Source organism: Nocardia bhagyanarayanae, assembly GCF_006716565.1.
Lineage (GTDB): Bacteria > Actinomycetota > Actinomycetes > Mycobacteriales > Mycobacteriaceae > Nocardia > Nocardia bhagyanarayanae.
Genome location: NZ_VFPG01000001.1, coordinates 5,866,672 through 5,889,074, shown reverse-complemented (window position 1 = coordinate 5,889,074; position 22,403 = coordinate 5,866,672). Strand labels below are relative to the sequence as shown.

The following is a 22,403-nucleotide window of genomic DNA, read 5'->3' as shown; positions in this document are numbered from 1 at the left end:
TGTCACATCGGCGGCGGATCGATGCCGCGCGAATCCCACTCAACGGGATTTCTCACCCGTTATATGCCTAAGCGATATAGTCCTAGCGTGACCGAAGCCAAGCCTGTCCCCGCCGACGCCGGGGCGCCCGACCTGCCGACGACGAGCTGGGCCGTGCTCGGAATGCTCTCGCACGCCGACGAATTGTCCGGCTACGACCTGAAGAAGTGGGCCGATTGGAGTCTCCAGTTCTTCTACTGGAGTCCCTCGTTCAGTCAGATCTACGCCGAGCTCAAGCGGCTGGAGAAGCACGGTTACGCCACCTCGCGCACGGTGCTGCAGGACGACGGCGTGCGCGGCAAGCGGATGTACGCCATCACCGAGGCGGGTCGCGAAGCGGCCGCGCACTGGGTCAATGACGCTCCGGTGGAGGCGCCCGTCCTCAAGCACAGCGTGATGCTGCGCGCCTGGCTCGGTCATCTCGCCGAACCGGACCGGCTGCGCGAAATCCTCACCGAACACATCGGCTACGCCGAGCGGATGCGCAAGCTCGCAGAGGTGGACGCCGAGGGCGCCGAGGAGAATCCGGACTGGGCCTACCCGGGCGCGGTGCTGCGCTGGTGTGTGCGCCACTACGAGGCCGAACGCGACTTCGCCAAGGAACTGCTCGCCGACGTCGACAAACTCGCCGAAGGCCGGCGTCCGAAGCGGGCCGCCAAGGGCAAGGGGCGCCGCGCGTCCTGAGAGCGCCCGCTGAGCGGGACTGCCGCTTTCTATATCGATTAGGGATATTTCTACTAGTCATATAGGAGGTGGTCATGCGTACCGAATTCGCAGGACAGCGGACGTTGGATCCGGTCGAGACGGCGATCGCCGCGATCGCTGCGGGCGGGATGGCGGTCGTCGTGGACGACGAGGACCGGGAGAACGAGGGCGATCTGATCCTCGCCGCCGAGCTGGCGACCACGGAATCCATCGCGTTCCTGGTCCGCCACACCAGCGGCGTGCTGTGCGCGCCGATGGCCGGACCCGATCTGGACCGCCTGCTGCTGCCGCCGATGACCGCGGTCAACGAGGACCCGAAGGGCACGGCGTACACCGTGTCGGTCGACGCGGCGCACGGCGTCAGCACCGGAATCTCGGCCGCCGACCGCGCGCACACGCTTCGCCTGCTCGCCGACCCGCGCACCAGGGCGAACGACCTGACTCGCCCCGGCCATGTCTTCCCGCTGCGCGCGCATCCGAGCGGCGTCCTCGGCAGGCCGGGGCACACCGAGGCGGCGGTGGATCTCGCCCGCCTTGCCGGACTTCGTCCCGCGGGGGTGATCGCGGAGGTCGTGCGCGACGACGGCGCCATGGCCCGGCTGCCGGAACTGCGCGAGTTCGCCCGCGCGCACGGCCTGCCGATCATCTCGATCGCCGACCTGATCGAATACCGCCGCCGGGCCGAGCGGAGCGTGACGCGCGTGGTGGAGACCAGGATGCCGACGAAGTACGGCGAGTTCCGGCTCGTCGGCTACCGCGACGAGCTCACCGGAACCGAATCGCTCGCCATGGTCTTCGGCGAACCGGGCCGGGACGGGGTGCTTGCGCGACTGCACTCCGAATGCCTCACCGGCGACGCGCTCGGCTCGCTGCGCTGCGACTGCGGCGACCAGCTGGATGCCGCACTGCGCGCGGTCGCCGCCGAGGGCAGCGGCGTCGTGGTGTACCTGCGCGGGCAGGAGGGGCGCGGCATCGGACTGCTGAACAAGTTGCGCGCCTATGAGCTTCAAGACGGCGGCGCCGACACGGTCGAGGCCAATGTGGCGCTCGGGCTTCCGGTGGACGCGCGCCGCTACGCCGCGGGCGCGGAGGTGCTCGCCGATCTCGGCATTCGCTCGGTGCGGCTGCTGAGCAACAACCCGGCCAAACAGGCCGGACTCGAGGAGCACGGCATCGCCGTGGTGCGCAGGCTGCCGCTGCAATCCACCCCGACCGAGCACAACATCCGATACTTGCGCGCCAAGCGTGATCGGATGGATCACCAGCTATCCGGGATGGACGCCGAACTGGAGCGGGCGAGCTCTTAGCGGAGGCCCGGTCGGATCTTTTTCGGTGACGGGCGTCCGTCCAGTCTCGAATGCCCGCTATTTGCTTGCGGATTGCCGACGAACGAGTCTCGCACGGCGAAGAATTTCCGTTCGGGCCGTGCGGGGCGAATTGTGCTGGTTTCCTAGTCGAGACAGGATCGACAGTCCGCGAGTGGGGAGAGCCGGAAGCCGGGGACGACGGTGCACCGAATACCGATACAGCAGGGTAATTTTCGGATGGGCTGGGTGTGGGCGTCCGTGGGCGCGGTGATCGCGGTGGTCGGCGTCGCGGTGTGGGCGACGCGGCCCGAGGCGGTCTCGTGCGAGTCGGCGGCGGGCGGTGACCTGGTCCTTCCGACCTGGTCGCCGGTGACCGGAAACAATTCCGGTGTGCCCGCGCGGCATTCGCCGCCGCTGCCGCCGATGCCCGGCGAGGCGCGGTACTACTCGTCCACCTCGACCGTCGCCTGCTCCTACCAGGACCTACCCGCCGACGGGCTCTACGCGGGCCTGTCCACCCAGGAGTTCGGCGGCGCCCATCTGTGCGGCGGGCATATCGACGTGCGTGGCCCGCTCGGCACGGTGCGTGTGCTCATCGCCGACCGTTGCCCGGGATGCGCTCCGGGACAGCTGGATCTGAGCGCGGCCGCGTTCGACCGGATCGCCGACCGCGCCGACGGCGTCGCGCAGGTCAGCTATCGGCTGGTGCGGAATCCGGAGCCGGCGCCCGAGCTCGGCTACGTGGTGAAGCCGGATTCCACGGCGGGCTGGCTCGCGATCCTGATCACCGGCACCGGCAACCCGATTCGTCAGGTCGCGCTGCGCGACGAGGCGAGCGAGCAGTGGCGCGAGCTGACGCGCGGGAAGGACAACTACTGGACCCTCGTGGCGGCCGGCTCGGGACCGTTCATCGCGCGGGTCACGGACGCGTACGGGCACGAGGCGGAGATCATGGGCGTGACGATGGATGCCGGTGAACAGCGGACCGGCATGCGGCTGTATTCGGCAGCCTCGGCCGAGCCTGCGCCCGTCGTGCCGCCCGCGACTTCGGCGGTGCGGACCCAGCCGTCGGACACCCCATCGCTGTGCGTGCCCTAGCCCGCGCGGCCCAACGGCGGCATCTCTTCCGGGAGCGGGAAGTTCGCTCGGTCGCCGTTCGTGCCCGAGCGACGCACGGGAGTTACTGGCTCGGCCGAAATGCTCGGGGTAACCGTGACGACGCGGGGGTACTCCCGGGGTAGGGCGGATCCGGCACGTGAACCTCCACGGGCGCAGCGATTCTCGTGCCGTCGTGTGCCCGAAACGCCGGGCGACATTCGCGCACAACGATTGTGCGATGACTCGGTCTCGCTTGGATCGAGTTGCTTGACGCAACTCACTGCCGTTCTTACCTTCGCGGATATAGCCGAGTGATTGTCACTGACAACCGTCACTCGGCGTTGTCTCACAACGGCGTGAGTGGGTGATCGTCATGGCCAACCGGAAGGTAAATCTGTTCCGAAAGCGACCTCTGGCAAGGGCATTCGCAGTGCTATTGCTCGTGGTGGGCGTCGGAGCGACGACAAGTCTCGGCACGCAGGCGTCAGCGGACGCGTGCGCCGCAGTGGACGTGGTCGTTGCCCGAGGTACCGGGGAACCGGGGTGGTTGGGCAGTGTGGTGGGCGATCCACTGTACGGCACGCTGCTCCAAGCGCTTCCGGTCGACTCCACGGCATACGCGGTGAACTACCCGGCGGACCTGCTCGTTCCGTCCTCGGTGAGCGACGGCACGCGAGACATGACCGGTCACATCATGGCCCAGGCGGCGATGTGTCCGGATCAGCGGTTCATCCTGGTCGGTTACTCGCAGGGCGCGGTCGTCACGCACGGTGTGCTCGGCACCGGCATCGTGACGGCGCTGCCCGGAATGTACGTGCTGCCTTACGAATTGGAGTCGAGGATCGCCGCGGTCCTGCTGTTCGGTGATCCGGTCCGGCTGGTCGGATGGAACGTGCCGGGGTTGTACGCCTGGCGTACCGCCAACTACTGCACCGGCGGTGACCCGGTGTGCGGCGGCGGTTTCGATCCGGCGGCGCACGGCAACTACGGATGGGCGATGTGGCTCGCCGCGAACTTCGCGGCCGTCCGCGTCTGAGCATCGGACCGGGAAATCCGGGAGATGGGGCCGGCGGTGACGTCGGCCCCATCGCCGTGTGCGCGGACGCCGCGAGCGACTGGCTCGGGTGTCCGCCCGGTGCGGTCGCCAGGGCGCCCGCGCTGCGGAAGTCCGCGATGTACGTCGCGTTCGGCGGCCAGCGCCCGCTGGGCCGCGAGATTGCCGGGCAGGCAGAACATGTCGAGGCGGGCCGCCGCGTTCGGAGGAAAGGAGTGGCGGGGGCCGCGCGAGTGTGGCGCGGGAGTGAAATGGATCACCCCTGGTCCCCATCACGTCACACCGCGACGGCGCGAACCACTCTCATGCTCGAGACGAGCGGGCGAAACAGGGAGATCCGATGGAAGACCGGACCGTGGGCGCGGTGGACACCGATGCCGCGACCGAGGTGTTCATGCGACACCGTGAGCTGCTGTTCTCGGTCGTCTACACGATGCTCGGCAGCGTCGCCGACACCGAGGACGTCCTGCGGGAGACGTGGCTGTCGCTGGCGCCGCGCAATACGGCGCTGTCGGCCGAGCAGATCGGCAACCCGCGCGCCTACCTGGTGCGGGTGGCGGTGAATCAGGCGCTGGCCCGGCGCAGCGCGACGATCCGGCGGCGGGAAGCCTTTGTCGGACAGTGGCTTCCGGAACCCGTCGGGCGCGAGGCCGAGCCAGAACCGGACGCCGCCGACCGGGTGGTGCGCACCGAGACGTTCTCGATGGCGCTGCTCGTCGTCCTCGAATCGCTGACACCGCTGGAGCGCGCGGTGTTCGTGCTGCACGAGGTGTTCGGCTACCCGCACACCGAGATCGCCGCGATCCTCGGCCGCGACCCGGCGGCGGTGCGCCAGATCGCGCACCGCGCCCGTGGCCACGCCCAGGCCCGGCGTCCTCGCGAGCACGCCGATACCACGGCGTGCCGGGCGGTGACCGAACGGTTCGTCGCGGCGGCGATGGGCGGCGACCTGGAAGAACTGCTCGCCGTGCTCGCGCCCGACGTCACCCTGTGGACCGACGGCGGCGAGCGCGGACCGGCCACCAGCCTGCGCCCCGTGCACGGCGCGGGCGCGGTGGCGCGGCTGTTCGTCGAGGTTGCGCGCGGGCTGCGGCCCGGCTACCGAGTTCGGTACCGGGCCGTCAGCACCGATCCGTGCGCGGTGCTGTTCGACGGCGAAGCCCCGCTGGCCGTGGTCGTGCTGGACGTGACCGCAGAGGACACCGTGCGCGGCATCTACTCGGTCACCAATCCGGACGAGCTCACGCACATCCGCTGAGCGGCGCTACCACTGGAGGCCGGGCACCACCCTGGCGACCCTGGCCGCCGGGCTCGGCAGCGCCATGAGCGGCATCAGCACCGGCGCGAGCAGCGTCAGCGGGCCGCGACCCGAGCCGTTCTCCTCCGCCGCGCCGGGGGACACCTGGGCCGGGACCGAAACACCCTTCGCCGCACTGGATTCGCCGAACATGCGGAAACCCTGATGCATGATCGTGCGCTTCACCGAGGGCATCAGCAGGTCGACCGCTTGGGCGAAGGTGCCGACCGGGGTGTCGATGCGGTGCGGCCGGTCCTCCAGCGCGCGCACCACGATGGCCGCGGCCCGATCGGGATCCGGCACCGGCAGCGAACGGTAGAGGTCGGTCGGCGCGATCATCGGGGTGCGCACCAGCGGCATCCGCACCGAGGTGAAGGTGATGCCCGCGTCCCGGTTCTCGACCGCGGCGATCTCGCTGAAGTTGTCCAGGGCCGACTTGCTGGCCACGTAGGCGGCGAAGCGCGGAACCTTGGTCTGCACCGCGATGGAGGAGATGTTGACGATGTGGCCGAAACGGCGCGCCCGCATCGACGGCAGCAGGCCGAGGATCAGCCGGACCGCGCCGAAGTAGTTGACCGCCATGGTGCGCTCGAAATCGTGCATCCGGTCGGTGGAGTTCACCACCGAACGGCGGATCGAGCGGCCCGCGTTGTTCACCAGGTAGTCGACGTGGCCGTGGTCGGCGAGCACCGCGCGCACCAAGCCGTCGACGGCCTCGGGATCGGTGATGTCGCACGGGTAGATGTGCGCCACGCCGCCCTCCGCGCGCACCGACTCGGCCGCCGCGGTCAGGTCCGCGCGGCCGCGCGCCACCATGAGCACGGTCGCGCCGCGCGCCGCGACGGCGTGCGCGGTGGCCAGGCCGATGCCGGAGGACGCCCCGGTGATGAGCACGATCCGGCCGGAAAGCGGGTCGCCGCTGACGACGGGGCGGTCCCGGTTCGGATCCAGGTTCGCGCGCCAGTACTGCCACAGCCGGTCGGCGTAGCTCTCGAACTTCGGCACCGACAAGCCGCTGCCGCGCAGCTGCGCCCGGGTGGACTCCGAGACGAACTCCGAGGCGAAGGACACGTGCGGCGCGACCTCCGGCGGAATTCCCAACTGCGCCAACAGGAAATCGCGGATCGCGGGCACACCCGGCAGGTGCGCGAGCCCCTGCAGCGCCAGCCCGCTGCCCGGTATCGGGCCGACGCCGGTCGGCGCGCCCGCCGCCGCGGCGAGGGCGCCGTACACCGCGTCGAACGGCTGCGGCTCCGGGTTCACCAAGTGGAAGGTGCGGCCGTCCAGGCCGGGCTTGCGGACCAGCTCCACCATCGCGGCCGCGACGTAGTCGACCGGGACGATGTTGGTCGCGCCCAGATCGGGCAGCGGCATCGGCAGCTCGGACGGCAGACCGGCCAGCTTGGCGATGGCGGAGAAGAAGTAGTACGGACCGTCGATCTTGTCCATCTCGCCGGTGCGGGAATCGCCGACCACGATCGCCGGCCGGTACACCCGCCAGCGCACCCCGCGCGACTCGCGAACGAGCTGCTCGGCGGCGAATTTGGTGCGGTGATACGGGGAGGTGAGGTTCTGGCCGAGGTCGAAATCCTCCTCGAAGAACTTGCCCTTGTGGTCGCCCGCGACCGCCACCGAGGACACGTGGTGCAGCACCGCGCCGAGTTCGCGCGCCAGCGCGATGACCGAGCGGGTGCCCGCCACGTTGGCGGCATGGGTGACGGCCTCGTCGGCGGTCATGTCGTAGACCGCGCCCAGGTGAACGATGTGATCGGCCTTGGGCGCCTGGTCGCGCAGGCCGAGCCGCTCCGCGGTGAGATCGCCGACCAGGGCGAAAACGCGTTCGCCGCCGTGCCAGCCCTCGGCCAATTCCGTGAACTTGGCTAACGATTCGGCGCGAACGAGTACATGCACGATCGCTTCTGGATCGGCGTCCAACAGCCCTTGCACGACCCGTCGGCCCAGAAATCCGGTTCCGCCCGTCACGATGTAGGAGACCATCGCGTCCCTCCTGCTGTTCACTCGAAACTTGTTGTCGCGCACCATTGATCCAACATGCGGCGGTGAATGCGGGCATCAACGAATCGGCCCCCGGTGACAGCGGTCGGGCCGAAAGTAGGAACACCTTCGTCCTGACTTATAGGAAACCGTAATCGGTTCAGCGTCGGTGGGGCAAGCTGATGGGCGCCCGTCACGGTGTGGAACTGCTCACCATCGCCCCAGGTCAAACGGTATGTGTTACAGCCTTTTCCAGTTACCCCGTGTGATGATCACGATTCGGCAACCTTTCGGCGTACTTGGTCAATCGTCCATTACCTGGGTAACGATGTCGGCCATCCTGGCGCGGAAGGCGGCCGGGGCGAATGTGGTGGCGTGCGCGCGGATTTCGGCGGGATCGTAGGCGGCGGGGTCGGAATCCGTCATCGCTGCGGCGAGGGCGGAGGTCACGGCATCGTCGTTATCCGGCTCGACGTAGTCGCCCGTGCTCGCGATCGCGCCGATCGGTATCGCGCTCGCGGTGAAACCGACCAGCCCCGGTCGGTGTTCTCTCTGCCGCCGCCGGGCGAATCGGGCACGGCGGTAAGCCATTTCGGATGATCGAGGTCCGCGTATCGCCAAGACCATCGGCGCGGTCGCGCGCGGGGCGGGCGCCTACTGATCGTCAGGACGGGCGGCGTGCCGGGAACTCGGCGGCGAGTTCGGCGAAGATCGCGGAGTTGAAGTCGAAGGCGCGCTGGCATTCCTCGAGCACCCGGCGGCGCTCGAGCTCGTCCAGCGCGAGGTCGTCGAGCAGGGCCCGGTATTCGCGTTTGAAGGCGGCCGGATTCGCGATGCCGTCGAAGACGTAGAAGCGCACGCCGTCGCCGCGGCGCGGCAGGTCCCACAGCTTCTCGGCGGTGCCGCGGATCACCTGACCGCCGGACAGGTCGCCGAGGTAGCGCGTGTAGTGGTGCGCGACATAGCCCGCGGGCCAGTCGCGCGCGCATTCCTCGATGCGCTCGGCGTAGGCGGCGGTGGCGGGCAGCGCCCTGAGTCCGGCGCGCCAATCCGGGCCGAGCAGGGCGGCGAGATCGCGTTCGAGTTCGGCGGTCCTGGCCAGTTCCGGCTTGATGAACGGGCCCGCGACCGTGTCGTCCGTCAGTTCGGGCCAGCGCGCCTCGAGTGCGCGGTAGATGAACCACAGTTGGCCGGTGTAGCGGTGGTAGGAGTCGATGCCGAGCGCGCCGCCGAGCATGTCGCTGATGAACGAGGAGTTCTCCGCCTCGGCGTGCTGACGCTCCGTGGCGGACCGGATGCGTGCCGAGAAAGGTACTGCCTCCGACATTTCGAACCACCTCACCTCATTCAGCAGCCTTTGTTTGGCTACCCTTACCGATCAATCGGACCGACCATACCGGGCCGGGCGTCGCCGCCGCACCGGAGCGGCGGCACGGTATCAGTGTGCGGGATTCGACCGCCGCCTGCGCCGGACGATCGGTCGACGCAGCGAACCGAAACGACTCAGGATCGGCGGACGGCGCAGCGTGCGGTCGCACCATTCGCCCAGTGTCACACCCGCGGCCAGCGCGCAGCCGATGCCGAAAGCGGAGAGCAACTGATCGAAGCCGAGCAGCGGTTCGTCGTTCAGCATCGCGTAGAGCCCGCGGTACACACTGAGACCGGGCAGCAGCGGCGTGATGCCCGCGACCGCGACGACGAGCGGGGGAGTCAACGCGCGGCGGGCCATCAGACCACCGGCCAGACCGATCAGGGTGGCGGCCACCCCGGAGGAGATCACCGGACCGAACCCGGCGTGCTGCACGAGCAGATAGCTGATCGCGCCCGCCGCGCCGCCGAACGCGGCAGCGGCCAGCGCGCGTCGCTCGGCGTAACAGGCGAGCGCGAAGGCCAGCGCGGCGACCGCACCCGCCGCGATCTTGACCGGCAGATCCGTGATGTCGCGACCGGAGGTCATCTCGATCGACGGCACGGTGGCGCCCGCCACCTGACCCAGCCGCAGCGCGAGCGCGATGCCCGCGACGATGCCGCCGGTCATCATGACCACTTCGAGCAGGCGCGCGGTCGCGGTGATCGGCGCACCGGTGATCGCGTCCTGCACCGAACCGACCAGTTGCAGACCACTGAGCAGCACCGTGATGCCCGCCGCGATGATCAGCGTGGGATCGACCCGTATGTCGAGTGGCTCGGCGAGGGTGGACAGCACGATCGCCGGGGTCGCCGCGATGAGTCCGCCCACCATGTGCTGAAAGAAGAACGGCAGCCCGTAGCGGTTGAGCACCCGGTTCGTGCGGTCGATCGCCGCGGTGGTCGCGAAGCTGAGCGCGGCGACGACGACACCGGCGCCGAGCAGTGCGGCGATGGCGGCGGCCAGCAGCGACCAGCCGAACGTCGCGGTCCAGCGGTGGTACGGGTGCGGCGCGGAGGTGATGGCGTCGAGCGCGGCGCGCGCGTCCTCGGGCGCAACCACCTGGGTGCGAATGCGCCGAGTCAGCCGGTCCACCGCGGCGAGCCTGGTGAAGTCGAGTGCGCGGTACTGCACGATGCGCATCGTGCTCGCGGGCGGCAGCAGCGGCCCGCGGTCGGCCCAGATGCGGATGGCGTCGTAGGTGACGTCGACATCGCAGCGGGCAAGGCCGTAGGTGGCCGCGATGAAACGCACCTGGCTGGTGGTGTCCATGACGCCGGTGCCGGAGGCGAGCACGACCTCGCCCACCCGGACGGCGAGATCGAGCACCTCGGCGACCCTGGCGTCGTCGGTGAGGTCGATCGGCTGCAGGGGAGTCGGCGCGGCGACGATGGTGTCGGCGGTGGCCTGCCGGTCGGCCACCAGCAGTCCGACGGCCTGGCTGACGCCCGGCAGATGCGGTCCGCGACGCGGCCGCAGCCGGTTACGCCAGCCGAGGTGATCGGCTCGCCGATTCGTGTCGTCTCCTCCCGACAGCGCGTCAAGACTCATGCCCGCGAACGTAGTCGTAGCGCGCGGGTCCGGCATCCGCGCCTGTCAGCCCGCGTGTCCGTCCCCCCGAATCCGTGGTGCGGCGCGCCGAAAGGTGGTAGAACTTGTTCTAATTTCTGGCGATGGGAGTACGTGCGGTGCGGTACGGGATCGTGTTGTTCACCAGTGACCGGGGCATTACGCCCGCCGATGCCGCGGCGGCGGCCGAGCGGGCGGGTTTCGACTCGTTCTATGTGCCCGAGCACACCCACATTCCCGTGGTGCGCGCGGCCGCGCACCCGCGCACCGGCGACGCGAGCCTGCCCGACGATCGCTATCTGCGCACCCTCGACCCCTGGGTCGCCCTGGGCACCGCCGCGGCCGTGACCGAGCGGATCACCCTCTCGACCGCGGTAGCGCTGCCCGCCGAACACCACCCGATCACCCTGGCCAAGGCCATCGCCTCGCTGGATCACCTGTCCGGCGGCCGGGTCAGCCTCGGGGTCGGATTCGGGTGGAACACCGACGAACTCGCCCATCACGGCGTGCCCGCCAACAAGCGGCGCACGGTGCTGCGCGAACACCTCGACGCGATGCGCGCGATCTGGAGCGAGGAGGAGGCCAGCTTCTCCGGCGAGTTCGTGAACTTCGGCCCCAGCTGGTCGTGGCCGAAGCCGACGCAGAAGCGCATCCCGGTGCTGCTCGGCGCGGCGGGCGGAGAGAAGTCGTTCACCTGGCTGGCCAAGAACGCCGACGGATGGATCACCACGCCCACCGAAGAGGGGCTCGGCGAGAAGATCGAACTGCTGCACCGGATCTGGCGTGAGCACGGGCGCACCGAGACCCCGGAGATCATCGCGCTGGCCGGGCGGCACGACGCGGCCCAATTGGCCAAATGGGCCGAACTCGGCGTCACCGAAGCGGTTTTCGGTCTGCCGGACCGCGACGCGGAGGAAGTCCGCGCATACCTGGATCGGCTGGCGGGCAAGCTGGGCCTGACCGGGACCGACCGGCGCTGAAGACGCCCGCGCGCCGCCGCTCGGAAAGGAGCGGCGGCGCGGACAGGACGCTCAGCGCAGGTCGCGGCGGCGGTAGGCCGCGATGCCGACGGCGAGCAGGGCCGCGGCGATGCCGAGCAGCCACAGGATCGGCGTCGCCTCGAAGGCCGCGCCAGGCAGCTTCGGCGGGTGCACGAACGGCACCAGGTCGACGATCCACTGCGGCAGACCGTCCAGCGACCCGACGAAGAAGATCACGATCATCCCGCTGAGCACGCCCCAGGCGACCGGCGTGTAGCGCGGCGCGACCCCGAAGATCGCGACGGTGATACCGGTGACGACCCACACCGCGGGCACCTGCACCGCCGCGGCGGCAAGCGATTCCGGCAGCTTCTCGCCGAGCTCGCCCGTGCTGAGACCGTAGACGACGCCGATCGCGAGCCCGGCGGTCAGCAGGGCGATCGCGGGTCCGGCCAGCGCGAAACCGATGTGGCTCAACGCGTATCGCGTCCGGCCCACCGCGGCCGCGAGCGTGGCCTCGGCCCGCTGGCTGGATTCCTCGTCGTGCAGGCGCAGCGCCGCCGAGATCGAATAGGCGCCCGCCGCCGCGGCCAGCATGGTGATGGCGTAGGCGATGAACGACTCCTCCAGGCTCTCCGAACCGCCCATGCGGGTGACCAGATCGGTGATGGCGCCGCTGTCGTCGAGCATGTCGCTGACGCTGTTCACCGCGCCGCCGATCAGCAGGCCGTACAGGGCGAACCCGACGGTCCAGGCCAGCAGCGTGCCGCGCTGCAGCCGCCAGGCCAGCGCGACCGGCCCGGCGAATCCCGGCGCGGCGGCGGCCGGACCCGGACGCTCGGCGAGCAGTCCGGAGCCGGTGTCGCGCGAAGCGAGCAGGGCGTACGCGGCGCCCGTCGCCAGCACGGTGACCGCGGCCAGCGGCAGCAGAACCCACCACCGCTCGTCGGCGTAGGGCCGGATCTGCAGGGCCCAGCCGATCGGGGAGAACCAGGACAGCACGCCGTTGCCCGCGTCGCCGACCGCGCGGAGCGCGAACGCCGCGCCGAGCGCCGCGAACGCCACGCCGCGCGCGACCCGGGCTCCGGCGCTGACTTGGGCGGCGACCGCCGCGATCGCGCCCCACACGATGCCGGACGCGGCCAGCGCCGCGCCGAATGCCAGCGATCCCGCAGCGGGCAGGTCGGTGGCGTAGAGCGAAGCGGCGCAGGCGATTCCGGCGATCAGCGCGCCGCCGAAGGTCATGATCAGCGCCGCGGTGAGTCCGGCGAAGCGGCCGATGCTGGTGGCGCCGACCAGCTCCGCGCGACCGGTCTCCTCCTCGACCCTGGTGTGCCGGACGACGGTCAGGATGGTCGCGATCGCGATCATCGTGTACATCGCCCCGGCCTTCCAGGTGCCGATGGAGCCCAGCTCGGTGCTGAACACCGGCCCGTACATGGCGACGAGCGCCGGACTGTCCGCGGTGGTCCGCGCGAAATCGTCGAGCTGGGTCTGAGTGGTGTACAGATCCTTGATGCTGACCACCTGGAAGGCGGGCATCAGTCCGATCAGCAGCGACCACAGCGGCAGCACGATCCGGTCGCGGCGCAGGTACAGGCGCAACAGCTGCCCGGTGCCCGCGAAATCGGCGGATTCGCCGAAAAGCGGTGCGGCAGGGGCCCGGTGGGCGGTGGCGGTGGTCATGCCCGCACCTTCTCCCCGTGCTTCGTCGCGGCGTCCGCGTCCTTGCCGTCGACGTGGTAGTGCCGCATGAACAGCTCCTCGAGCGTGGGCGGGGCGCTGGTGAGGCTGCGCACGCCCGCGTCGCCGAGCACCCGGATCAGCTCGCCGAGGTGCTCGCTGTCCACCTGGCAGCGCAGCGTGGATCCGTCGCGCTCGATGTCCTCGACGCCCGCGATCCGGCTGAGATCGCCTGGGTCGCCGAGCAATTCGGCGGTGATGGCGGTGCGTGAGAGGTGGCGCAGCTCGGACAGCGACCCGCTCTCCACGGTCCGGCCCGCCCGGATGATGGTCACCCGGTCGCAGAGCGCCTCGACCTCGGAAAGGATGTGGCTGGACAGCAGCACCGTGGCGCCGCGCTGCTGCGCCTCGTGCACGCAGTCGCGAAACACCTGTTCCATCAAGGGATCCAGGCCGGATGTGGGCTCGTCGAGCAGCAGCAGCCGCACGTCGGAGGCGAGCGCCGAGATCAGCGCGACCTTCTGGCGGTTGCCCTTGGAGTAGGTGCGCGCCTTCTTGCGGGGGTCGAGATCGAAGCGTTCGATCAGCTCGGCGCGGCGCTCGGCGTTGATACCGCCGCGCATCCTGGCAAGCAGGTCGATGGTCTCGCCGCCGGACAGCGACGGCCACAGCGTGACATCGCCTGGCACATAAGCCAATTCGCGGTGCAGTCCGACCGCGTCGGTCCACGGATCGCGGCCGAGCAGCCGGACGCGACCGGAGGTGGCGCGCAAGATGCCGAGCAGGACCCGGATGGTGGTCGACTTGCCCGCGCCGTTGGGACCCAGGAAGCCGTGGATCTCGCCTTCGCGGACCGCGAGGTTCAGCCCGTCCAGGGCGGTGACGTGGCCGAAGGTCTTGCGCAGATCTTCGACTTCGATGACCTCGGACATCAGTGCTCCTTAATGACAGTGTCCATCAGGGTGGTGTCGGTGAGCAGGCCCTGGGTGTAGAACTCGAGGGCCGGTGGAGTGAGTTCTTCGGTGATGGCGCGGATCGCCTTGCGGAAGTCGATCTTCTCGCCGTCGCGGTAGTGCAGTTGGACCCACAGCAGGACGGCGCCGAGATTGAGCGTCATCAGATATCGCGCGCGGGCCTTGTGGTCACGACTCGGTTTGATGGTCCCCGCGTCGACGCCCTGCTGCATGTAGCCCTCGGCGTCGGCGACCATGTGCTCGAAGAGCGACTCCGCCATCGGGCCACCCGCTTGCAAGCTGCGGACCATGTAGGCGACGAGCGGGCCGTACATCTCGATCTCGGCCAAGGCGGCGAGCATGCCGGACGCGGCGTTCGGCGCCGTGATGGCCTTGACCTTCTCGTCGCGGATCAGTTCCAGCACCCGGTCGTCGCAGGCGGCGCGCAGGCCGTTCTTGGAACCGAAGTGGTGGTTGACGAGGCCGGGGGAGACCCCTGCCGCCGCGGCGATGGCGCGGACGCCGACCTGGAAGCCGTGCTCGCCGAAGACTTCGATCGCGGCGTCTCTGATGCGGGCCGCCGTGGTCAGGTCCGCGGCGGATCCTTGCGATACGGGCTGTTGCTTGAACACATGTTCAGTATATTAAACGGCTGTTCAATCGAGGGCAAGAGTTTTGGCTCGAGACCGGGTGGTACGTGGCGACTATGGTCGAAGTCATGGCAACCGGCAGCAGCTCTACGACGGCAGAACACCTTCGTGCGGCACTCGACGGACCGTGGGGGTCCGTCCGCGAGGAGGCCCGAACCCAACTGGCGGGACAGGAATTCACCGGCGATCCCTACCTCGACTACAAGGCGGCGCGCGCCCGCGTGCTCGACCAGATGCGCGTGATCGCGACCCTCGGCTACGCCGAGCGCGGATTCCGTAGGGAGAACGGTGGAACCAGCGAACCGGGCGCGGCCGTCACCGGGTTGGAGATGCTCGCCTACGCCGACCTCTCGCTGTGGGTGAAGGCGGGCGTGCAGTGGGGCCTGTTCGGCGGCGCGGTGGAGAATCTCGGCACCGAACGCCACCGCGACTACATTCGCAGGCTGATCTCGCTGGACCTGCTCGGCTGCTTCGCGATGACCGAATCCGGGCACGGCAGCGACGTCGCCAACATCGAGACCACCGCCACCTACGATCCAGAAACCCAGGAATTCGTGGTGCACACTCCGACGCCCTCGGCGCGCAAGGACTACATCGGCGGCGCCGCCGAGCACGCCCGGATGGCCGCGGTCTTCGCCCAGCTCATCACCAAGGGGGAGAACCAGGGCGTGCACTGCCTGCTGGTGCCGATCCGCGACGAGCAGGGCGCCGACCTACCCGGCGTCACCACCTCCGACGACGGCCTCAAAGGCGGACTGCTCGGCGTCGACAACGGCCGCATCGTCTTCGACCACGTTCGCGTCCCGCGCGAGAACCTGCTCAACCGCTACGCCGACGTCGCGCCCGACGGCACCTACAGCTCGGAGATCGAGAACCCGAGCCGCCGCTTCTTCACCACCCTCGGCACGTTGGTGCGCGGGCGGGTCAGCGTGGGCGGCGCGGCGGCGGCGGGCGCCCGCGTCGCGTTGAGCATCGCGGTGCGTTACGCGCTGAAGCGCAGGCAGTTCTCCGATCCGGACACCGGCGAGGAGACGGTGCTGCTGGACTACCGCGCGCACCAGCGCAGGCTGCTGCCATTGGTCGCGAAGTCCTACGCCTACGCCTTCGCGCAGAACGACCTGGTGCGCCGCATGCACCTGGTGCAGACCGGTCAGGACCTCGAGCCGGGCGCGCAGCGAGCGCTGGAGAAGCGCGCCGCCGGCCTCAAGGTCGCCCAGACCAGGCACGCCACCCGCGCCATCCAGGAGTGCCGAGAAGCTTGCGGCGGCGCGGGCTATCTCACCGAGAACCGCCTGGTGACCTTGAAGGGCGACACCGATGTCTTCACGACCTTCGAAGGTGACAATGTCGTTCTGACCCAGCTGGTAGCCAAGGAACTGCTGACCGCCTACGCCGACGAGGTTCGCGATCTGGACGCGCTCGGCTGGGTGCGTTTCGCGGCCACCATGGCGGGCGACGTGGTGCGCAAGCGCTCCGGGGTGCGTCAGCTGATCCAGACGTTGCGCGACCGCGGCGACGACGGCGTGGACGAGGGCGACCTGTCGCGGCGCGCGGTGCAGCTCCAGCTGTTCGCCGACCGCGAGGACTACCTGGTGCGCACCGCCGCGCACCGGCTGCGCGCGCGAGCCGAGGAGACCGGTCCCTTCGAGGCGTTCAACAACGCCCAGGACCACATCCTGGCCGCGGGCACCGCGCACATCGACCGGCTGGTGCTGGAGGCCTTCATCGAAGGCATCGGCGACATCGAGGATCCGGAGGCCAAGGCGCTCGCCGACCTGGTGTGCGATCTGTTCGTCTACACCATGCTCGAGGAGAACTCGGCCTGGTTCATCATGCACCGGTTCATGTCGGTGGAGCGGGCGAAGGCGGTCCGCCGTGGGGTGAACGAGCTGGTGGACCGGCTGCGTCCGCACGCGCTGACGCTCGTCGAGGCAATGGGCGTGCCGGAGAACATGTTGCGCGCCGCGTTGCTGGACGACGCCAGCGTCTACGAGCGGAGCTGAGCGCGCGCGGTGCGGTCCACGCCGAGCGCGTCGCCGGACCGGGCGCGCGCGAGATCGGTGATCGCGCACAGCGCGATCGCCATCGCGACGGCCGCGGCCGCACCGCCGAGCACGTCCGTGGCGAGGTGGTAGTCGAGCCCGATCATGCCCACCGCCACACCGCCGAGCGCGACGACCGACACCACCGCGACCGTGCGCCGTGCGCCGGTCGAATCCGTCAGCAGGACGAACGTGGCCGCGATCGCGACCAGGTGCACGGTGTGCCCGCTGGGGTAGGCCGGATAGTCGTGCAGCGGGCGGTCCCACAGCGGTTTCAGCACCCATGTGTTGATCGCTACGGCCACTTCCGGAACCACGAACATCGTTGCGGCGCGCCACCATTCGCGGCGGTAGGCGAACCACGTGGTCGCGGCGCAGAGCAGCGGAAGCAGGATGTAGGCGTTACTCGGCGCGACGAGGACGTGGTAGACGCCGCGGTACCCGTCCAACGCCGCGCGGACCGGCTCCTCGACCGCCCGATCGAGATCCGTTCGTCCACCGTCCGCGGGGAACGACAGCGGGATCGTCAGGGCGATCACCGCGCACAGCACGCCGGTGTACGCGCGTACCGCGCCGGATATCCGCCGTTCGTCCATCACCCGTCGACGATAGCGGCGGCGCGGTCATCGAGGTCGGTGACCTTGGATCAGCGGGCGCGGCGACGCGGCGTCGGCGATCAGCCCGGTCCGTAGGTCAGGATCGCGGTGATCACGAACCACAGCAGCCACGCGAAGGCCGCGACCATGCCGACCGTGAGCACCGCCCGCATGAGCGCACGGCCCATATCGATGTCGCCGCGCTCGGTGGGGTAGAGCTTCCACGGGCTGTACCACGGCGCCTCGAAGGCCGGCTTCTGCGCGTCGCGCTCGAGCTGGGCGAGCTCCTCGGCGTAGGCCTCGGCCTGCGCCTGCTGCGGGCCGCCGTGCCACAGGGTGATGTCGATGGGGCCGAGGAAGCCCTCGTTGAGCAGATCCTGCGGCGCGGGCAGATAGGGCAGGATGCCCAGACCGCGGAAGGCGACCGCGACGTCGTTGGCGGTCCACAGATGCTTCTCGCTGTCGGCGAGGGTGTCGAAGTAGTGCCGGAGCCTGCCTGGGTCGTTGCCGAGGATGACGTCGAAACTCGGGTCGCTCCAAGCCTGTTGGATCTGTAGCTCGGCCCCGCGCAGCGGCACCACCAGCGCGACGCCGTGCACCGCGCGCTGCCCGAGGCCGCGGGCGGACAGCCAGTCCTGCAGCGCGAAGGTATGCTCCCTGGACTTCTCCAGCGGTGTGCGCCGGTCGCGGCCTTCCATCGCGGCCGTCTCACCGTTGATGGTCCACGGGCCGTTGAGCGGGATCTCGAGCACGCCGTCCTGGCGGGCGACGAGCGCTTCGGCCTCGATCACCACGCAGCTCGTCGGCGTCCAGACGACGGCGTCGAACTGGTGCAACCGGTCCTTGTGGAACAGGCTGCAATTGATGGTGGCCACGCCGTGCGGGCTGGCCGGATCCTTCCAGGTGCGCAGCCAGTCGATCAGCGCCCGTTCGGCATTCGTGCCAGCCGGGTTCTGTACTCGTACGAGCATTCGCGACCACCCTTCACGTCGTCACTCGACAGTGGACAGGATACGAGCAACGGCGCGGGGCGCGCCGCGCCGACGGTGCCACACGGCGTGTTGGACGCGTGCGTCACCGGTCATTCGGGAATCTCCGCGGCGAGTTCGCCCGCCCGGACGGCGCGTTCGAGCTCGGCGTGATCGGCCTCGGTGCGATCGGCGTAGCGGACCGCGAAGGCCGCGACCGCGTCCTCGAAGCGCTCGTCGCCGTCCAGATAGCCGGAGAGCAGGCGCGGGTCGAGCGAGCGCGAATGCGCGCGGGCCAGCAGCGCGCCCGCCAGCCTGCCGTAGTCGTCGAGGTCGCCCGCGGACAGCCCAGCCGGATCGATGCTGCCCTTGAAATTGCGGAACTGCCGGACGATGAAGGGCAGTTCCCGCGCGCCCAGCTCGAGCGTCGTCCAGCCGAGCAGAATGTCGCTCTCGGACTGAACGAGCCTGGCGCCCTGGACGATTCGCTCGCCCTCGTGCCGCACCGGCGGCGCGGACAGGTACGGCGCGAGCGCGGACGGTATGGACTGCTTGAGCTGGAGCACCAGCACTTCGCCGTCGTTGCCGTGCAGCAGCGCGACATAGCTGTGCAGCCCGACGCTTCCGGTGCCGACAATGCGAAAGGCCACGTCGGACACGGCGAATCGGGCCAGCAGGTTGCGCCGCGACTCGCGCAGGGTGTCGCCGTAGCGTTCCAGTCCGTCGATTACGGCCTGCTCCACGGCGTCCTCGACCGCGGTGAGAACCGGTGGGTCGCTGACGAATCGGTGCTTGCGGATGCCGGTCTCGTGGTCGTCGAGGTGCGTCGTCCACTTCGCGGCGACCTTGGCGCTGGTGTTCTTGCGCGCCTTCTTGGCCGCCTTCTTGAAGTCGTCGAGCAGGTCGTCGGCCTTGGCCTTGCTGATCACCGATTCGTCGGGCAGGGCGGACCAGGACTCCATGAACGGCTGTTCGGCGAGCGCGTCGACAGCGAGCCGGTAGGCGCGGGCGGCGTCGCGCGCGGCCGTGCGGCAGTCGTCCTCGTCGGCGCCCGACTCGCGCCCGGCAAGCACCAGGCTGGCGGCGAGACGCTCCAGATCCCACTCCCACGGTCCGGTGATGGTCTCGTCGAAATCGTTGATGTCCATGATGATCTCGCCGCGCGCGGTGCCGTAGAGGCCGAAGTTCGCGGCGTGCGCGTCACCGCACAGCTGCGCGTCGAGCCCACTGACCGGTCCGCCCGCCAGATCCGCGGCCATCAGCCCCGCCGCGCCGCGGTAGAACGTGAACGGTCCCGACATCATGCGTCCTACCCGCAACGGCACCAGGTGGGCGAGCCGGTCCGCGTGCGCGGCGCGCAGGAACTCCAGCACCTCCGGCCGCCGCTCGCCGATGGCGGCGCGGTCGCGGGACGTCACCGGTACGCGCTCGCGCAGGGCCCGCCCCTTCGCCCGCACCTCCTCGGCGGGGACGTAGGAGCGCAGATCGATACCACTGTCGGACACAACCGATCACGCTATCCTGCCGCCGGCGATTCCGGCGCATCGTGGCGGCGGCGCTCAGTTGGCCGGAACCGGCGGATCGACCGGCGTGATCGGCAGCCGCAGCGCGCCGGGCGCCGCGGCGGGCACGGCGGGCCGGACCGGCGCCACCGGATCGATGCGCCGATAGGGCTCGCCGAGCGCGGGCCGCGGATCGGCCTGTCCCTTGTTGGGCCAGAAGGCCATGGCACGCTCGGCCTGGGCGGTGATGGTCAGGGAGGGATTCACGCCGAGATTCGCGGTGACCGCCGACCCGTCCGCGACGTGCAGGCCGGGATGCCCGAACACCCGCTGGTACGGGTCGACCACGCCGGTCTCCGTGCTCTCGCCGATGACGCAGCCGCCGATGTAGTGCGCGGTGGCGGGTATGTCGAAGACGTCCATGATCAGGCCGTGGGTGTCACCGTCCACCTTGTCCGCGAAGCGGCGGCCGACCTCGTGCGCGAGCGGTATCCAGGTCGGGTTCGGCTCGCCCGTGCCCTGCCTGGTCTTCAGCTGCCCGCGCTTGCGGAACGAGGTCAGCGAGTTGTCCAGCGACTGCATCACCAGCAGGATCACCGACTTCTCCGAGGCGTGCCTGGCGTTGAGGCTGCGCAGAAACACCAAAGGATGCACCAGGATCGCCAGCAGGAACCGCAGGAAGCGGAACGCGCCGCCGTCCACGATCGGCACCGACATGGGGAACAGCGCGTTCTGGCCCTTGCCGTAGTGGCAGACCTCGATGTGCGTGTCGGCCTCCGGGTGGATGGAGGAGGTGATCGCGATGCCCTCGGCGAAGTCGCGGCGCGAGCGGCTCACCACATTGAGGATTGCCTCGGAGTTGCTGCGGGTCAGTTCGCCGAGCCGCGGCGAGAGTGCGGGCAGGACCTTCTCGTCGCGCATCCGGTGCAGCAGTTTCTGGGTGCCGAGCGCGGCGCCTGCGAACACCACCTGCTCGGCGGTGAAGGTCTTGCGCTGCTTGCGAATCCAGCGATCCGAACGCTCGGTCTCCACCGCGTAGCCGCCGCCGGAGAGGGGGCGCACGGCGGTCGCGGTGGTCAGCGGATGGACCTCGGCGCCCGCCTGTTCGGCCAGGTAGAGGTAGTTGGTCGTGGTGGTGTTCTTGGCGTTGTGCGGGCAGCCGGTGAAGCACCGCGCGCAGTGCACGCAGCCGCGGCGGCGCGGCCCCGCTCCGCCGAAGTAGGGGTCGTCGACCTCGGCGCCCGGATCGGATTCGTTGAAGAAGACGCCGACGTTCGTGGCGTGGAAGGTGTCGCCGACACCGAGATCGTCGGCGATCTCCTTGATCACCTCGTCGGCGGGCGTCATGCGCGGGTTGGGCGCCACGCCGAGCATGCGCTTGGCCTGGTCGTAATAGGGCGCCAGCTCGGCCTTCCAGTCGGTGATGTGCGCCCACTGCCGGTCGGTGTAGAAGCTGGGCAGCGGCTCGTAGAGGGTGTTGCCGTAGATGAGCGAGCCGCCGCCGACCCCGGCGCCGGAGAACACCGCGCACTTGCCGAGGATGCTGATCCGCTGTGGTCCGGTGAGGCCGAGGCGCGGGGCCCAAAGTGATTTCCGCACGTTCCAATTCGTGCTCGGCAGGTCGTCGGCCGTCCAACGCCGCCCGGCCTCCAGCACGCCCACCCGGTATCCCTTCTCGGTCAGCCGCAGGGCGCTCACGCTGCCGCCGAACCCGGAACCGATCACTACCACGTCGTAGTCGAATGCGGGCATGACATCCTCTCCTCACCTATCGATGATGAGATATTTTCACACTCATTCTTTCAGGGTGGGCGATGTGGCGTAATCCCACGGCGAGCCCGGATGGCGGTCCGCGGGGTTCTTGCGGTAAGCACTGGCGTGTGACAAGGGAATCGGGGACCACGGAACCGGGCGAGCGCGCCGACACCGGCGGCGGGGTGTTCGACGACCGCATCCTCACCGTCCCGAACGTGCTGAGCGTGCTGCGGTTGATCGGCGTGCCGCTGTTCCTGTGGCTGCTGCTCGTCGAACGAGCCGACGGCTGGGCCTTCGCGCTGCTCGTCGCCAGCGGCGTCACCGATTTCCTCGACGGCAAGCTGGCCAGGCTGCTCGATCAGGGCTCGCGCCTCGGCGCGCTGCTCGACCCGTTCGTCGACCGGCTCTTCCTGGTGACCACTTTGCTGGCCTTCGTGATCCGCGGTCTGCTCCCGTGGTGGGTCGCGCTGCTGCTCGTCGGCCGCGACCTCTTGCTCACCCTGACGCTCTCGGTGTACAAACGGCGCGACCTGGACCCGCCCGAGGTCATCTATCTGGGCAAGGCGGCCACCTTCGCGCTCATGTCCGCGCTGCCCTGGTTGCTTGCCGGACAGATGGATTGGGCGCTGGACGGTTTCGGCCGGGCCTTCGGCGGGGCCTTCCTTGTCTGGGGCACGGCGGTGTATCTGTGGACCGGCGTGCTCTACGCGGGCAAGGCCATTGCGGTGGCGCGAGCGATACCGGCTGTGGGGCAGCGTCACCCATAGCGGATAAGGTTGCGTGCAACGTTCACTACGAAAGG

19 protein-coding genes are annotated in these 22,403 nt (G+C 69.6%); 8 read left to right on the top strand and 11 right to left on the bottom strand.

Going from position 1 to position 22,403, the window contains the following annotated elements; genetic code table 11:
* Window positions 1-87 precede the first annotated feature (87 nt).
* The 5 genes from FB390_RS25845 (at window position 88) to FB390_RS25825 (ending at window position 5,461) form a co-directional block, all read left to right on the top strand.
* Window positions 88-723 carry a PadR family transcriptional regulator gene (locus FB390_RS25845; RefSeq protein ID WP_246124211.1) on the top strand — a complete coding sequence of 212 codons (636 nt, stop codon included), beginning with the start codon at window positions 88-90 and terminating at the stop codon, window positions 721-723.
* Window positions 724-797: 74 nt separating this feature from the next.
* Window positions 798-2,051, top strand: coding sequence for a bifunctional 3,4-dihydroxy-2-butanone-4-phosphate synthase/GTP cyclohydrolase II (locus FB390_RS25840; RefSeq protein ID WP_141811283.1), 1,254 nt, complete (start codon window positions 798-800; stop codon window positions 2,049-2,051).
* 237 nt (window positions 2,052-2,288) lie between these two features.
* A complete protein-coding gene (locus FB390_RS25835; RefSeq protein ID WP_221639365.1) occupies window positions 2,289-3,149 on the top strand; it encodes an expansin EXLX1 family cellulose-binding protein in 861 nt (286 codons plus the stop codon).
* A 373-nt stretch (window positions 3,150-3,522) separates the two neighbouring features.
* Complete coding sequence (locus FB390_RS25830; RefSeq protein WP_281292412.1) at window positions 3,523-4,185, top strand: cutinase family protein; 663 nt, start codon at window positions 3,523-3,525, stop codon at window positions 4,183-4,185.
* A gap of 358 nt (window positions 4,186-4,543) precedes the next feature.
* Entirely contained in the window at window positions 4,544-5,461 is a 918-nt protein-coding gene (locus tag FB390_RS25825; RefSeq protein ID WP_141811281.1) for a sigma-70 family RNA polymerase sigma factor, read from the top strand.
* 6 nt (window positions 5,462-5,467) lie between these two features.
* Here the strand turns inward: FB390_RS25825 and FB390_RS25820 are convergent, their stop codons facing one another.
* The 4 genes from FB390_RS25820 to FB390_RS25805 form a co-directional block, all read right to left on the bottom strand.
* The gene (locus FB390_RS25820) at window positions 5,468-7,498 is read right to left on the bottom strand and encodes an SDR family oxidoreductase (RefSeq protein ID WP_141811280.1); all 2,031 of its coding nucleotides are present in this window, start codon (window positions 7,496-7,498) and stop codon (window positions 5,468-5,470) included.
* 300 nt (window positions 7,499-7,798) lie between these two features.
* Window positions 7,799-8,086 (bottom strand): hypothetical protein, encoded by a 288-nt coding sequence (locus FB390_RS25815; RefSeq protein ID WP_141811279.1) that lies wholly within the window; start codon window positions 8,084-8,086, stop codon window positions 7,799-7,801.
* Between the two features lie 73 nt (window positions 8,087-8,159).
* Entirely contained in the window at window positions 8,160-8,822 is a 663-nt protein-coding gene (locus FB390_RS25810) for a biliverdin-producing heme oxygenase (RefSeq protein WP_141811278.1), read from the bottom strand.
* Window positions 8,823-8,933: 111 nt separating this feature from the next.
* The gene (locus tag FB390_RS25805; protein ID WP_221639417.1) at window positions 8,934-10,358 is read right to left on the bottom strand and encodes a threonine/serine exporter family protein; all 1,425 of its coding nucleotides are present in this window, start codon (window positions 10,356-10,358) and stop codon (window positions 8,934-8,936) included.
* Window positions 10,359-10,576: 218 nt separating this feature from the next.
* On the opposite strand from FB390_RS25805, the gene FB390_RS25800 reads away from it, so the two are divergent.
* A complete protein-coding gene (locus FB390_RS25800) occupies window positions 10,577-11,452 on the top strand; it encodes an LLM class F420-dependent oxidoreductase (protein WP_425465888.1) in 876 nt (291 codons plus the stop codon).
* A 51-nt stretch (window positions 11,453-11,503) separates the two neighbouring features.
* Here FB390_RS25800 and FB390_RS25795 read toward each other — a convergent pair whose 3' ends face one another.
* Genes FB390_RS25795 through FB390_RS25785 form a run of 3 tightly spaced genes read right to left on the bottom strand, consistent with a single transcriptional unit; the run spans window position 11,504 to window position 14,720 of the window.
* Window positions 11,504-13,138, bottom strand: coding sequence for an ABC transporter permease (locus FB390_RS25795; RefSeq protein WP_141811276.1), 1,635 nt, complete (start codon window positions 13,136-13,138; stop codon window positions 11,504-11,506).
* The gene (locus FB390_RS25790; RefSeq protein ID WP_141811275.1) at window positions 13,135-14,067 is read right to left on the bottom strand and encodes an ABC transporter ATP-binding protein; all 933 of its coding nucleotides are present in this window, start codon (window positions 14,065-14,067) and stop codon (window positions 13,135-13,137) included. Before FB390_RS25790 ends, FB390_RS25795 begins: the two co-directional genes overlap by 4 nt.
* Window positions 14,067-14,720 carry a TetR/AcrR family transcriptional regulator gene (locus FB390_RS25785; RefSeq protein ID WP_141811274.1) on the bottom strand — a complete coding sequence of 218 codons (654 nt, stop codon included), beginning with the start codon at window positions 14,718-14,720 and terminating at the stop codon, window positions 14,067-14,069. The genes FB390_RS25790 and FB390_RS25785 overlap by 1 nt, the downstream gene beginning before the upstream one ends.
* Window positions 14,721-14,806: 86 nt before the next feature.
* Between FB390_RS25785 and FB390_RS25780 the strand changes: the two genes are divergently transcribed.
* Window positions 14,807-16,741, top strand: a complete 1,935-nt coding sequence (locus FB390_RS25780; protein ID WP_141811273.1) for an acyl-CoA dehydrogenase family protein — start codon at window positions 14,807-14,809, stop codon at window positions 16,739-16,741.
* On the opposite strand, the gene FB390_RS25775 is transcribed toward FB390_RS25780, so the two are convergent.
* The 4 genes from FB390_RS25775 to FB390_RS25760 all read right to left on the bottom strand — a co-directional run bounded on the left by FB390_RS25775 (window position 16,726) and on the right by FB390_RS25760 (window position 21,598).
* On the bottom strand, window positions 16,726-17,376 hold the full coding sequence (locus FB390_RS25775; RefSeq protein WP_246124353.1) for a phosphatase PAP2 family protein: 651 nt from the start codon (window positions 17,374-17,376) through the stop codon (window positions 16,726-16,728). The two genes, FB390_RS25780 and FB390_RS25775, sit on opposite strands and share 16 nt — an antisense overlap.
* A gap of 80 nt (window positions 17,377-17,456) precedes the next feature.
* Complete coding sequence (locus tag FB390_RS25770) at window positions 17,457-18,347, bottom strand: nuclease-related domain-containing protein (protein WP_141811272.1); 891 nt, start codon at window positions 18,345-18,347, stop codon at window positions 17,457-17,459.
* Window positions 18,348-18,457: 110 nt separating this feature from the next.
* Window positions 18,458-19,849, bottom strand: a complete 1,392-nt coding sequence (locus FB390_RS25765) for a DUF2252 domain-containing protein (RefSeq protein WP_141811271.1) — start codon at window positions 19,847-19,849, stop codon at window positions 18,458-18,460.
* A gap of 54 nt (window positions 19,850-19,903) precedes the next feature.
* Complete coding sequence (locus FB390_RS25760) at window positions 19,904-21,598, bottom strand: GMC oxidoreductase (RefSeq protein ID WP_141811270.1); 1,695 nt, start codon at window positions 21,596-21,598, stop codon at window positions 19,904-19,906.
* Window positions 21,599-21,726: 128 nt separating this feature from the next.
* On the opposite strand from FB390_RS25760, the gene FB390_RS25755 reads away from it, so the two are divergent.
* Window positions 21,727-22,368 (top strand): CDP-alcohol phosphatidyltransferase family protein, encoded by a 642-nt coding sequence (locus FB390_RS25755; protein WP_425465887.1) that lies wholly within the window; start codon window positions 21,727-21,729, stop codon window positions 22,366-22,368.
* Window positions 22,369-22,403 lie beyond the last annotated feature (35 nt).

What these genes read in the sequence shown, in the direction of transcription:
- FB390_RS25795 (WP_141811276.1), bottom strand. Translation starts at nt 13,138, where the DNA reads ATGACCACCGCCACCGCCCACCGGGCCCCTGCCGCACCGCTTTTCGGC.
- FB390_RS25760 (WP_141811270.1), bottom strand. Translation starts at nt 21,598, where the DNA reads ATGCCCGCATTCGACTACGACGTGGTAGTGATCGGTTCCGGGTTCGGC.
- FB390_RS25770 (WP_141811272.1), bottom strand. Translation starts at nt 18,347, where the DNA reads ATGCTCGTACGAGTACAGAACCCGGCTGGCACGAATGCCGAACGGGCG.
- FB390_RS25815 (WP_141811279.1), bottom strand. Translation starts at nt 8,086, where the DNA reads ATGGCTTACCGCCGTGCCCGATTCGCCCGGCGGCGGCAGAGAGAACAC.
- FB390_RS25800 (WP_425465888.1), top strand. Translation starts at nt 10,577, where the DNA reads ATGGGAGTACGTGCGGTGCGGTACGGGATCGTGTTGTTCACCAGTGAC.
- FB390_RS25835 (WP_221639365.1), top strand. Translation starts at nt 2,289, where the DNA reads ATGGGCTGGGTGTGGGCGTCCGTGGGCGCGGTGATCGCGGTGGTCGGC.
- FB390_RS25820 (WP_141811280.1), bottom strand. Translation starts at nt 7,498, where the DNA reads ATGGTCTCCTACATCGTGACGGGCGGAACCGGATTTCTGGGCCGACGG.
- FB390_RS25840 (WP_141811283.1), top strand. Translation starts at nt 798, where the DNA reads ATGCGTACCGAATTCGCAGGACAGCGGACGTTGGATCCGGTCGAGACG.
- FB390_RS25830 (WP_281292412.1), top strand. Translation starts at nt 3,523, where the DNA reads ATGGCCAACCGGAAGGTAAATCTGTTCCGAAAGCGACCTCTGGCAAGG.
- FB390_RS25780 (WP_141811273.1), top strand. Translation starts at nt 14,807, where the DNA reads ATGGCAACCGGCAGCAGCTCTACGACGGCAGAACACCTTCGTGCGGCA.
- FB390_RS25790 (WP_141811275.1), bottom strand. Translation starts at nt 14,067, where the DNA reads ATGTCCGAGGTCATCGAAGTCGAAGATCTGCGCAAGACCTTCGGCCAC.
- FB390_RS25775 (WP_246124353.1), bottom strand. Translation starts at nt 17,376, where the DNA reads ATGGACGAACGGCGGATATCCGGCGCGGTACGCGCGTACACCGGCGTG.
- FB390_RS25825 (WP_141811281.1), top strand. Translation starts at nt 4,544, where the DNA reads ATGGAAGACCGGACCGTGGGCGCGGTGGACACCGATGCCGCGACCGAG.
- FB390_RS25810 (WP_141811278.1), bottom strand. Translation starts at nt 8,822, where the DNA reads ATGTCGGAGGCAGTACCTTTCTCGGCACGCATCCGGTCCGCCACGGAG.